This is a genomic window from Thalassovita mediterranea, assembly GCF_001458435.1.
GTDB lineage: Bacteria > Pseudomonadota > Alphaproteobacteria > Rhodobacterales > Rhodobacteraceae > Thalassobius > Thalassobius mediterraneus.
On sequence record NZ_CYSF01000006.1, the window covers coordinates 128,756 to 141,149 of the forward strand.

The following is a 12,394-nucleotide window of genomic DNA, read 5'->3' on the forward strand; positions in this document are numbered from 1 at the left end:
GAATGAATGAAAACGACAAAAACCCCATGAATTTCAGGGATATTGCAGTGTCAATTGCGTTGCTGACAAGGCTGCCTATACGTTTGCATAGTGACAGTTTCGCGCGTGGCGCGCGTGCTGCTTGGGCATATCCTCTTGCGGGTGTCACGGTAGCGCTACTTTCAGCCGCACTGGCTTGGGTGATGCTACTTTGGGGTGCTGGTAGCGCCACCGTTGCCTTGTTGATTCTCGCCTTCGGTGTGGTGGTTACAGGCGCCATGCACGAAGATGGCTTGGCCGATTGTTCAGACGGGTTCTGGGGGGGCTGGACCCGCGAGCGACGGCTGGAGATTATGAAGGACAGCCAGATCGGCAGTTACGGCGTTCTTGCATTGGTGCTGGCGATGGCCGCCCGTTGGTGGGGGCTGTCCCTAATGATCGAAGCACGCGCACTCTTGACGTTGATCGCGATTGCCGCACTCAGCCGTGGCGCAATGGTCGTCGTGATGGCCGCTCTGCCTCATGCGCGCAGCAACGGCTTGAGCCACGCACAGGGCCGCCCAACCGCTTTGACGGCTGCGATGGCCGTTGGGATTGCCGCAATCGTGGCGGCGATCTCTTGTGGGGCGGCAGCTGTTCTGATGTTGGCAGTGTCTGCGCTGACAGCCCTGGGCGTCGCCATGATTGCCCGCGCCAAGATAGGCGGGCAGACGGGGGATGTTTTGGGCGCGACGCAGGTGATGGTCGAGATTGCGCTACTTCTGGTGCTGTTTGGCTGAGCCCAGCCAGAGGCACAAACACCCCCAATAGAAAAAACCGCGCCTGATGACAGGCGCGGTTTTTAATTGCAACGATAACGACCAGATCACGCGGCGCGCGATACCAGAACTTCATCCACCTTTTTGGCGGCCTGCACTTCGTCGCTGCCGGACACGGCGGCAACTTCGCGGGTCAGACGTTCCAGCGCCGCTTCGTACAGCTGACGCTCAGAATAACTCTGCTCGCGCTGATCGTCGGTGCGGTGCAGGTCACGAACCACCTCGGCAATCGCAATCAGATCGCCCGAGTTGATTTTCTGTTCATATTCCTGCGCGCGGCGCGACCACATGGCGCGTTTTACCTTTGCCTTGCCTTTCAGCGTGGTCATCGCTTGCGACACCACATCCGGGCTCGACAGCGAACGCATACCGATTTCGGTCGCTTTGTTGGTGGGAACCCGCAGGGTCATCTTGTCCTTTTCGAACGAGATCACGAACAGTTCCAGCGCGATGCCGGCGATTTCCTGTTCCTCGATCGAGACGATCTGGCCGACCCCATGCGCCGGATAAACGACGTAATCGTTGGGGCTGAATTCAGATTTCTTCGCTTTGCTCATGCAATCCTTCTCCGCAAGGATGCCTGAAATTTAGCGACAAAAAGTCCGCCGAGGTGCAACTGCACGCCCGCCAGTCAAACTGTATCGCAAAAAGTGGCCTCACCCAGCAGACACACGGGGTGATCGCCATCAGGCAGTCTTCGTCATGTAACAACAATATATCATATTTTAGGCCGCCTCGAAAGCGCCCCAAACGACCGGAACAGCGCATATCCCGCGGATATACGCATTGTTTCCAGCAGATTTCAGCAGTTTTACCCGAATCGCGACCAAGTCACGAATCGCGATTCGCTGCTATCAGCTGCCTTCGCCCGGCGCTTCGGAGAAGTATTTCTCCAGCTTGCCAGTTTCGCCATCGCGCTCTTCGTGGCCTGGCAGGGGATCTTTCTTCTCGATGATCACCGGCCACAGTTCCGCGTATTTGCGGTTGAACTCGACCCATTTTTCCATGTCCGGTTCGGTGTCAGGACGGATCGCATCCGCCGGACATTCCGGTTCACAGACACCACAGTCGATACATTCGTCGGGGTGAATCACAAGTGTGTTCTCACCCTCATAGAAACAATCCACCGGGCACACTTCTACGCAGTCGGTGTATTTGCAGGCGATGCAATTGTCGGTGACGACGTAAGTCATGGCTTTCTCTCTGGCTTTTGGCTTGTCGCACTAGCTAATTCACTGCGGCGTATCATTCAAGCCTCGCTGACGATCAAGGTCGATCATTCGCCGGTCACGTTTTGTTGGGCGCCCTTTGCCCTCAAATTTCGGGCTACGCGGAACGCTCTCCTTCGGTTCGGTCAAATCGGCGTACAGTGTTTGCGCTTCTGGGGCGGGTCCACGACGATCGCCGATCCCTTCGATCCGCACAACGCGAATCTGGTTCCCCTGCGGAAAGGTCAAAACATCGCCCGGTTTCACCGAATGGGCGGGTTTCGACACCTTGTCGGAATTCACCCGAACATGGCCAGCGGACACCATTTTCGAGGCCAACCCACGGGTTTTGTAAAACCGCGCGTGCCACAGCCATTTATCAAGGCGCTGCTTGGTGGCCGAAAGGTGAGAGGGGGCATCGCTCATGCGACGCCCCCACCCATGTGTTCGTTCTGGCAGATCGCCAAACCCATCAGCCTTTTTTCAGACCCATCAGGGCTGCGGCGAAGGGGTTATCGGGATCGATGGCCTTTTCTTTCTTCGGCGGGCGCGCCTCAAAGGATTTGGCGCCTTTCGGGGCACCGCGACCTTTGCCGTCGCCACGGGGCTTGCCGCCCTTGCCGCGCGGTTTGCCGCCACCTTTGCGTTCGCCACGGTCTGCGCCGCGATCACCGCCACGTTCGTTGCGGCCACGACCACGGTTGCCACCTTGATTGCGACGACCGCCCCAGGTGAAGGTAAAGAACACTTCGACCTCAGGCTCTGCCGCGTCTGCGGTTTCTGCAGGTGTTTCAACGGCTTCGGCAACCTCAGCTACGGCTTCAACAGACGCTTCTTCGGCGGGGGCTTCGGCTGTTTCCGCCGGTGCTTCCGCACCTTCGGCAACTGCTTCAGCAACCGGCGCAGCCTTAACCTTGGCACGTTCGCCACGTTCAGCGGCGTAGCCCAGACCCTGCATCAGGTCAGCGAACTGTTCCAGCGTCATGCCGGTGATCGACAGCATGTCTGCCTTGGCCTCAAAGCCGCCACGGCTGTCTTCGACGCGCAGCATATCGGCCAGACGTTCCAGCATGTCGATACGGATCGAGCGTTCTCCAGCAACGCGGTAACCCGACATGGTGTCGGCACCTTCGGGCGCACCTTTGTCGGTGGGCACGGTGACCAGACCGGGGGGCGGTGCTTCGGGGAAGACGTCCAGACCTTTGGCCAGCGCCCACAGAACCAGACGCAGACGGGTCGGCGCCGGTTTCAGCATCAGAGGCATAAAGATGGTGAACTGACCAAAACGAATGCCGTGTTTGCGCAGCGCGCCACGGGCGTCCTGATCCAGTGCCTTCACATCATCCGCAACCTGCGCACGCGGGATCACGCCGAGGTTTTCAACCATCTGGAAGGCGAAACCACGGGCCAGACCCGACAGTTCTTCATCACGGCCCAGCGCCAACAGCGGCTCAAACAGTGCGGCGATTTTGCGGTCGATGAAGTGCTGCAGGCGGCGTTCCACCTTCTGCGCCACATCAGCGCCCGCTTCGTCATCCACAAAGGCGGTGACAGTCGGCTTCAGCGGATCGCTACCGGCGACCAGTTTACCAACCGCCTCAGAGCCCCACATCAGGCCACCCTGTTCGGTGAAATCAATCTCGGTATCGGGGGCGTTGTAAAACCGGTCTGCGCGCAGCGAGAAATGCGGCGCAAGCGCCTGCAGGCTGGCCTGACGCAGTGTCTTTGCCTCCTGTCCGCTGGCGTCCTGATCCTGGCGGAAACGGAACCCTTCCAGACGACCGACGAATTCGCCTTCGACGGTCACTTCACCTTTATCGTTTACTTCGGCCAAAAGGGCCTCCTTCTGCTTGAGCCGGCGCAAAAGCACGGATGTGCGCCGGTCCACAAATCTTTGGGTCAGACGCTCGTGCAGCGCATCCGACAATCGGTCTTCTACAGCGCGCGTTTCGCCACGCCAATGACTTTCGTCATCTACCCAGCCGGATCTTTGCGCGACATAGGTCCACGTGCGGATAAATGAGAGACGTTTCGATAATGTGTCAATGTCACCATCAGTGCGATCAATGCGCTGAACCTGACGTGCCATCCAATCGTTGGGCACCCTGCCCTTTTCGTGCAGATAGCCATAAATCGTTTCCAACAGCTGGGCATGTTCGCTGTGACTGATGCCACGGAAATCAGGCACGCGGCATACGTCCCAGAGCAGCTTGACCGACGGGCCATCGCTGGCGCGTGCGGCCACCTCTGCCTCTGCCGATAGGGATTTCAACGCCAAGAGGTCATCGGCATCGCGGGACCGCACCAGCATCTCATGATCAGGTGCCGCCTCTAGTGACCGGATCAGCGCATCGGGGGTACCGAACTGCAAACGAGCGTTACGCCATTGGAGTTTGCGCACCGGCGCAAAGCGGTGATCCCTGATCGCCTGCGCCACACCTTCATCCAGCAACTCCGCCTCACCAGTCACGCCAAAGGTGCCATCAGACATGCCGCGCCCAGCACGACCGGCGATCTGCGCCAGTTCATTCGGCATCAGCATCCGCATCCGGCGGCCATCAAATTTCACCGTGGAGGAGAAGGCGACGTGGTTAATATCCAGGTTCAGCCCCATGCCGATGGCGTCCGTCGCCACCAGAAAATCCACATCGCCGTTTTGATAGAGTTCGACCTGCGCGTTGCGTGTGCGCGGGCTGAGCGCGCCCATAACAACGGCTGCCCCGCCCTTCTGGCGGCGGATCAATTCGGCGAACGCGTAAACATCATCGACCGAAAATCCGACCACAGCAGAACGCGGTTTCATACGCGAAATTTTACGCGAACCGGTGTATTCCAGCTGGCTCATCCGCTCGCGGCGCATGAAATTCACCCCGGGAACCAGCGCCGCAATCGCCGGACGCATCGAATCAGAGCCAAGGAAAACTGTTTCCTGCGTGCCGCGCGCGCGAAGCAGTCGATCGGTGAACACATGCCCACGTTCTGGGTCTGCGCAAAGCTGGATTTCATCCACCGCAAGGAAGTCGCAGCCCATACCCTCGGGCATAGCCTCAACCGTGCAGACCCAATATTGGGCGCGGTCAGGAACGATGCGTTCCTCCCCCGTCACCAGCGCCACAACCGATGGGCCACGGGCGGCAACGATTTTGTCATAGACCTCCCGTGCCAAAAGGCGCAGCGGCAGACCGATGATGCCGGTGCGATAGGCCAGCATGCGTTCGATCGCATAATGGGTCTTGCCGGTGTTGGTGGGGCCAAGGACCGCAGTAATCCGGGAATTTTGGGGCATGATCTGTCCCTGACGTTCTTTGAGGACGCTCTAGAGGCTCTCGCCCTGCACCAGCGGCGTCAGGCGACTAACAGCTTCTGTTGCTTCCTCGTACTGCGGGTGAATGTTCAACACAAGCCGATAGGCCCGCAAAGCCAGCTTGGGACGGTTCAGTTGCTCTAGCGTTACGCCGAGACCAAACAGTGCATGGAAATGATTCGGGTTAAGCGCCAGCACCTGTTGTAGATCAGACAACGCTAAACCAGGTTCGTCCAGATGATGCCAAGCGCGGGCGCGTAGGGCCCAGCCCTCGGCAAAATGGGGCGCATGATCGGTCAGTGCTGTTAGATGATCGACAGCAGCGCGATAATCACTGCGGTTCAATGCCGCTTCGCCTCTGTTTAGCAACAAGTTCATCGACGCAGAACCGGATTTGGACCATTCCAACTCTAGCGCGCGCGCAGCCTGACGCGAGGCCACAGGGTCGCCCTGTTCCAATTCCTGCAACAGTGCGCCTACATCGTCATTCGTCGCGGAATTTGACCCTTTGACGGGTGACGTAAACAGAAATAACGTCATGCTTGCCGCGACGATAACCTTGGGGCTGAAACCAACTATGCTCATAGTGTAGTCAGTTTAGAGCGCTGTGGGGAATAAACCAGCCCCGTACAGCAAAACACCACCCAACGATCCGGAGAGGAGACCGGATCGCAATCAAAGGATAATTCCCCATGAGCGATCAAGTAGAAGCAGCCGTCACAGCCCTGACCGAAAAAATGTCCGGTGCGGACTTCTCTGGTTCGGCCAAATTCGTTGTCGAAGGCGTTATGTCCATCGTCGTGGACGGCGAAGGCGTACGCGCCAGCGAAGAAGACGCAGATGTCACCATGACTGCAGACGCTGACACCTTTGAATCGATGATGAACGGCGACCTGAACCCGACCGCCGCATTCATGAGCGGCAAGCTGACCATCGACGGTGACATGGGTCAGGCAATGGCGCTGGCTTCGGCCTTCGCATAAGCCGCGACAGAAAGCACGATACAGATGCAAAAGGCCCCGTTCTTTGGCTCCATCATTGATGCGTTTCCTGCAGGGGAGGCGTGGTGGATAACTGCCGAAGACGGGGTGCGCATTCGTGTCGGCCTGTGGCGTCCCGATCCCCAGCAGGATCAATCCCCAGATCAACTCACGGGCACGGTCCTACTGTTCCCGGGGCGCACCGAATATATCGAGAAATATGCCCCCACAGCTGCAGATTTTGCTGCGCGAGGACTGACAACACTGGCCGTCGATTGGCGCGGCCAGGGTATTGCCGACCGCCTGCTAGACGATCCGCTGATCGGACACGTCGACCGGTTTTCAGATTTCCAACTAGATGTACAGGCCGCATTGAAAGCGGCGCGTGATCTGGATTTACCTGAACCTTATTTCCTGCACGGCCATTCGATGGGTGGCTGTATCGGGCTACGTGCAATGCACAATGGCCTGCCTGTTGTTGCCGCCAGCTTCAGCGGCCCGATGTGGGGCATCGAACTGGCCCCAGCGCTGCGCCCCTTTGCCTGGGCAACCAGTTGGCTCAGCCGTCATGTTGGTCTCTCTGGGAAAATGGCACCGAATACCTCGGCAACGCCTTATGTTCTGGATGCGCCCTTCGACGACAATACCCTGACGCTGGATCGCACAATGTGGGATCTGATGGGCGATCAGCTACGCGCCGAACCTGCCCTGTCGCTGGGTGGACCTAGCCTGAACTGGCTGTTTGAGGCCCTGCGCGAAATGCGGCAGCTGTCACGTATGCCGTCACCGTCGCAGCCCTGCCTGACCTATCTGGGCAGCAATGAACGCATCGTGTCACCCCAGCGCATCCGGGACCGAATGGCGAATTGGCCAAACGGCGATCTGGTGATCGTACCCAAGGGCGAGCATGAGGTTCTGATGGAGGGCGAAGCGATACGCAGCCCGATCACCCAGGCCATTATCGAACATTACCTGCTTGCCGCTGAAAACACAGCCCAGCGCCGCGATCACGCCGCACAATAATGTGCCCCCCTCTTGAGGCACCGCGTCCTGCGGCATATGTCTGGTGCAACAGACATCAAGAGGTTTCCCATGTTTCAACTTCCCTTCCCCCTACGTGACGTGACCGCCGACACCGGCGCCAAGGAACTGGGGGATCTGCCCGAATGGGATCTGAGCGACCTCTACCCCTCGCCCGACGCGCCAGAACTGCAGGCAGATCTAGACTGGCTCGCCGCAGAATGCGCCGCTTTTGCTGCCGATTATGAAGGCAAGCTGGCTGATCTGGACGCTGCGGGCCTGCTGGAATGCGTGCAGCGCAACGAAATGATCAGCACCAAAGCGGGCCGCGTTATGTCCTATGCGGGCCTGCGCTATTACCAGATGACCGTGGATGCCGACCGGGCCAAGTTCATGTCCGACTGTCAGGAAGCGATCACCAATTTCACCACGCCGCTGGTGTTTTATTCGCTGGAACTCAACCGCCTCGAAGACGATGCGCTGGAAGCGATGCTAGCCGAAAACGCTGATCTGGCCCGCTACCGCCCGGTCTTTGAACGCACCCGCGCGATGAAGCCCTATCAGCTGTCGGATGAGCTGGAAAAGTTCCTGCACGATCTGTCCGTCACGGGTGACGCCTGGGAAAAGCTGTTTGACGAAACCATCGCTGGCCTTGGCTTTGAGGTAGATGGCGAGCCGCACAATATCGAAGGCGCCTTGAACTATCTGACCGAACAGGACCGCAGCAAACGCGAAGCCGCCGCGCGCGAACTGGCCACTGTGTTCGGCGCCAACATCAAAACCTTTGCCCGTGTGCACAACACGCTGGCCAAAGAGAAAGAGATCGTCGACCGCTGGCGCAACATGCCCACGGCACAAACAGGCCGCCACCTGTCCAACCATGTGGAGCCCGAGGTGGTCGAAGCGCTGCGCAACGCCGTTGTCGAGGCCTACCCGAAACTCAGCCACCGTTACTATGAGCTGAAGCGCAAATGGCTGGGCCTTGATCGCATGCAGGTCTGGGACCGCAATGCACCGCTGCCGATGGAAAGCACCAAAGTGGTGGATTGGACCGCCGCCACCAACACGGTGATGGAGGCATACAATGCCTTTGATCCCCGCATGGGTGAGATTGCAGAACCGTTTTTCACCAAAGGCTGGATCGATGCAGGCGTGAAACCGGGCAAAGCGCCCGGCGCCTTTGCCCACCCCACCGTGACCGAGGTGCACCCGTATGTGATGCTGAACTACCTCGGCAAACCGCGTGACGTGATGACGCTGGCGCACGAACTGGGCCACGGCGTGCATCAGGTGCTGGCGGCGGAACAGGGTGAAATGCTGTCCTCCACCCCGCTGACGCTGGCAGAAACCGCGTCGGTGTTTGGGGAAATGCTGACCTTCCGCAAGATGCTGGACAAGGCAGAAACCAAAGAAGAGCGCAAGATCCTCTTGGCCGGCAAGGTCGAGGATATGATCAACACCGTGGTGCGCCAGATCGCATTTTATGACTTTGAATGCAAACTGCACGCCGCCCGTCGCGAAGGTGAATTGACCCCAGATGACATCAACGATCTGTGGATGTCGGTGCAGGCCGAAAGCCTTGGCGATGCGTTTGATTTCATGGAAGGCTATGAAACCTTCTGGGCCTACATCCCGCACTTCGTGCATTCGCCCTTCTACGTCTATGCCTATGCCTTTGGCGACGGTCTGGTGAACGCGCTGTATGCCGTTTACGAAGAAAACCCAGAAGGCTTCCAAGACAAGTATTTCGACATGCTGAAAGCAGGCGGATCGAAACACCACAAGGAACTGCTTGCACCTTTCGGCCTTGATGCCAGCGACCCGACCTTCTGGGACAAGGGGCTTAGCATGATTTCCGGCATGATTGATGAACTGGAGGCGATGGAGGACTAAGCGCCGACATCTGAAACAAAACAGGCCGCTGCGGGACACCGTGGCGGCCTTTTTCATATCTTGGCGGATGTAGCGCACACAAATGTGGGCGATTTCTGTAACACTGCACCCGATGCTCTGACGCTGTTTCACAGGCCCGTGAGGGCGCTAGCGCCAAGGCCTGCGGTCCTCCACATTGATGTCATAACACAGACCGGAGACCTGACATCATGACCCTGCCCCGCCGCGCTTTCCTCTTTGCCTTGCCCGCCGCCGCCGCTGTTGCCAGCTTTGGCCTGCCCACCGCAGCATTGGCCCGCACCCCTGAAATCTATACCGAAGACGGCATCGCCGTAGATGGTTCTGACGTGGTTGCCTATTTCACCGAAGGCAAACCCGTCATGGGCAGCAAAGACATTACCCACGACTGGAAAGGCGCCACTTGGCTGTTCTCCAGCGAGGCAAACCGTGATGCGTTCGCCGCCGATCCCGAAGCCTACGCACCGCAATTCGGCGGCTACTGCGCACTGGCGGTTGCTAATGGCGCCACCGCCCCCACCGTGCCCGAAGCCTGGCATATCGTTGATGGCAAACTGTACCTAAACTTCTCCACCTCGGTACGCCGCCGCTGGCTGAAAGATATCCCCGGCAACATCGCCAAGGCGCGCGCCAACTGGCCTGCAGTTCTGGATCGCTAAGGTTCCCCCCCAACCAGTCCCTGAATGGCGGCGCTGCTCCCTCCAGCGTCGCCATTTTTGTTGTCTGAGGACCTGCCTCACTCCACCCGTTCAATCACCCGACGTTAACCTTGGGGAAATGGCACGGCGCGCATAGGCTTCGCCTCAAACGGGAGGGACCAATGCTAAAATGGATCAAACGACTTTTTGCCGCCACTCTGGTGCTGGCAGTTGCAGGGGCGGCTGCGTTTTTCACCTTTGCGCCCAGCATCGTAGAAAAAAGCCGCAACACTGTTGAACCCCATGCCCCCTATCCGGTTTCGGATCAGGCCGCGGCACTACATGCGGATTTGCTGGTGGGCGATCTTCATGCCGACCCGCTGCTTTGGGATCGGGATCTGACGGAACGCGCGGACTATGGACATGTTGACCTGCCCCGCCTGCGCGAAGGCAATGTTGCGCTACAGGTCTTTACTGCTGTGACCAAATCACCGTCTGGTCAAAACTACCACGAAAACTCTGCCGACAGCTTTGACAACATTACCTTACTGGCAATCGGTCAGCTGTGGCCGGTCCGCACCTGGGACAGCCTGTTGCAACGCGCCCTGTACCAAGCCGAACGCCTACGCGGTTTCGAAGAAAAAGCCCCCGATCATCTGAAAATCATCCGCACCCGCGCAGATCTGGACACCCTGATGCAGATGCGCGCATCTGGCTCGAAAATCACTGGTGGCCTTTTGGGTATCGAAGGCGCCCACGCGCTGGAAGGTGACATCGCCAACATGGACGCGATTGAAGCGGCAGGCATCCGGCTGATTGGCCTGCACCACTTCTTTGACAACGAACTGGGCGGATCACTGCACGGGATCAGCAACGAAGGTTTGAACGATTTCGGAAAAGAGGTAGTCAGACAGGCCGCCGCACGGGGCATGGTGATTGATCTGGCCCACTCCAGCCCAGCGGTGGCGCGGGATGTATTGGCATTGGTCGACCAACCAGTTGTGGTTAGCCATTCCGGCCTGCATGGCCATTGTCCGGTCAAACGCAACTATCACGACGATCTAATGCAGATGATCGCCAAACGCGGCGGTGTGATCGGCATGGGTTATTGGGAAGGTGCTGCCTGTGACGACATCACGCCAGCAGGAATCGCCCGGATGATTGTCAAAGCGGTCGACACTCTTGGCGCCAACCACGTCGCACTGGGTTCGGATTTCGACGGGTCCGTCGGCACCGCCTTTGACACTTCGGAACTGGCTGCCCTGACGCATGCCCTGATCAACGAGGGCATGAGTGAAGCCGACATTCGCAAAGTCATGGGGGAAAACATGCTGCGTATCCTGCGCGCCAGCCTGCACTAAACGGCCAGTCACACGACATACATCGCCTAAAACAAAGAGGGTGGCCCACCGGGCCACCCTCCTACGGCGTCTGGACTGCGGACTGAACCGTACACAGGCCCTGGACGGGATTTAACAGCCCACCAGCACACCGCAGCCTTCCAGCACTGCTTCGATTTGCTTCTGTGCCTTATCCTTCCAACCCTTGCCGGAAATATCCAAACAGTTCTGTCGAAGGAGCCAGAACAGGTATTCCGCATCCGGGCGATCCTGCGTTGCGGCCTCTTCCAGTGCGGGGCGCAACGCTGCCACGTCAGACAGCGTGATTGCGTTATGGTGAAACAGCGTTCGCGCAAACACCACTGCGGGCACCCGGTACATCATCGCGTCGACGCTCACGGCGGCGGCGACGCTGATACAGGCCCGTACACCACGCAACATGTCGTGGACATTAGCGTCAACGATGTGTAGCTGCGCATCCTCGGCGGCCATAGCGGTCAGGGCCTGCACAGTTGTGTCATCACTGCCCGCCGGATGGGGTTTTACCAACACTTTGACATCCGGATATTGTCGGCGCAGTTCCTGAACAATTTCCGTCTCGGTCACCGTGCAGCCGGGATAATCACGTCCTGCCCCTTTCAAGAACACAGCAAAATGGCCGGTTCCAAAATCCTGCCGCACCTGCGGCTGAGGCAACTTGGACACCCCATCGCGCACGAAACGACGCTGGAGGCGCTCAAAGAAGGTTTGCACGCGTTCCCTTGGCAGCGCTTTCGGATCAAATTCCGCAGCCGCGATCGAACTGAACGCAGAAACCCCCATCGGATCCAGATACCAGAACTGGCGCAATGGCGCGGCCGCAGCATAGATTGCGTTCGGGTAGACACGCGGCATCGTTTTAACGCAGTTACGGGCGTGCAGGACGTGTAGCACATCAGGCTCCAGGTCTACGCCAGCCGCGACATCCAAGTTTGTATCAAACTCAGGCTCCAGACCGCAGCGGTGCAACACCTGACAAAGATCACCCACAACCCCCGGCGCTCTCGGATGCGCAAGGGCTGCCTTGTGTGGGGGCAGATGTACGATCGCCCGCCTCATAACACACCAACATGCGGCAGCATGCCCTCCCCTTTGTGGATGGTAAGGGCAAATTTCGACGTCGTAATCGCCTGCTGCTCTTGTTTTGGCGCGCTGGT

Annotated in this window: 12 protein-coding genes; 6 read left to right on the forward strand and 6 right to left on the reverse strand. The window is 58.6% G+C overall.

Annotated features, from left to right (window positions below; all coding sequences use genetic code 11):
* Positions 1–26 precede the first annotated feature (26 nt).
* Complete coding sequence (cobS, locus tag TM5383_RS04570; protein WP_231725033.1) at positions 27–758, forward strand: adenosylcobinamide-GDP ribazoletransferase; 732 nt, start codon at positions 27–29, stop codon at positions 756–758.
* Positions 759–844: 86 nt separating this feature from the next.
* Here the strand turns inward: cobS and TM5383_RS04575 are convergent, their stop codons facing one another.
* The 5 genes from TM5383_RS04575 to TM5383_RS04595 form a co-directional block, all read right to left on the reverse strand.
* The gene (locus TM5383_RS04575; RefSeq protein ID WP_058317865.1) at positions 845–1,354 is read right to left on the reverse strand and encodes a CarD family transcriptional regulator; all 510 of its coding nucleotides are present in this window, start codon (positions 1,352–1,354) and stop codon (positions 845–847) included.
* A gap of 297 nt (positions 1,355–1,651) precedes the next feature.
* A complete protein-coding gene (fdxA, locus tag TM5383_RS04580; protein ID WP_058317866.1) occupies positions 1,652–1,990 on the reverse strand; it encodes a ferredoxin FdxA in 339 nt (112 codons plus the stop codon).
* Positions 1,991–2,029: 39 nt separating this feature from the next.
* The gene (locus TM5383_RS04585) at positions 2,030–2,431 is read right to left on the reverse strand and encodes an RNA-binding S4 domain-containing protein (protein ID WP_058317867.1); all 402 of its coding nucleotides are present in this window, start codon (positions 2,429–2,431) and stop codon (positions 2,030–2,032) included.
* Between the two features lie 46 nt (positions 2,432–2,477).
* Entirely contained in the window at positions 2,478–5,291 is a 2,814-nt protein-coding gene (locus tag TM5383_RS04590) for a helicase-related protein (protein ID WP_058317868.1), read from the reverse strand.
* Between the two features lie 30 nt (positions 5,292–5,321).
* The gene (locus TM5383_RS04595) at positions 5,322–5,894 is read right to left on the reverse strand and encodes a tetratricopeptide repeat protein (RefSeq protein WP_231725035.1); all 573 of its coding nucleotides are present in this window, start codon (positions 5,892–5,894) and stop codon (positions 5,322–5,324) included.
* Between the two features lie 107 nt (positions 5,895–6,001).
* Here TM5383_RS04595 and TM5383_RS04600 point away from each other — a divergent pair, with 107 nt between their 5' ends.
* The 5 genes from TM5383_RS04600 (at position 6,002) to TM5383_RS04620 (ending at position 11,219) form a co-directional block, all read left to right on the forward strand.
* Entirely contained in the window at positions 6,002–6,292 is a 291-nt protein-coding gene (locus tag TM5383_RS04600) for an SCP2 sterol-binding domain-containing protein (RefSeq protein WP_058317869.1), read from the forward strand.
* Between the two features lie 24 nt (positions 6,293–6,316).
* Positions 6,317–7,312: an alpha/beta hydrolase gene (locus TM5383_RS04605; RefSeq protein WP_058317870.1), complete on the forward strand. Its 996-nt coding sequence runs from the start codon at positions 6,317–6,319 to the stop codon at positions 7,310–7,312.
* A 69-nt stretch (positions 7,313–7,381) separates the two neighbouring features.
* A complete protein-coding gene (locus TM5383_RS04610; protein WP_058317871.1) occupies positions 7,382–9,202 on the forward strand; it encodes a M3 family oligoendopeptidase in 1,821 nt (606 codons plus the stop codon).
* Between the two features lie 209 nt (positions 9,203–9,411).
* Positions 9,412–9,879, forward strand: coding sequence for a YHS domain-containing (seleno)protein (locus tag TM5383_RS04615; RefSeq protein ID WP_058317872.1), 468 nt, complete (start codon positions 9,412–9,414; stop codon positions 9,877–9,879).
* A gap of 161 nt (positions 9,880–10,040) precedes the next feature.
* Positions 10,041–11,219 (forward strand): dipeptidase, encoded by a 1,179-nt coding sequence (locus tag TM5383_RS04620; RefSeq protein ID WP_058317873.1) that lies wholly within the window; start codon positions 10,041–10,043, stop codon positions 11,217–11,219.
* A gap of 111 nt (positions 11,220–11,330) precedes the next feature.
* Here the strand turns inward: TM5383_RS04620 and TM5383_RS04625 are convergent, their stop codons facing one another.
* Positions 11,331–12,227: a capsular polysaccharide export protein, LipB/KpsS family gene (locus TM5383_RS04625; RefSeq protein WP_058317874.1), complete on the reverse strand. Its 897-nt coding sequence runs from the start codon at positions 12,225–12,227 to the stop codon at positions 11,331–11,333.
* Positions 12,228–12,394 lie beyond the last annotated feature (167 nt).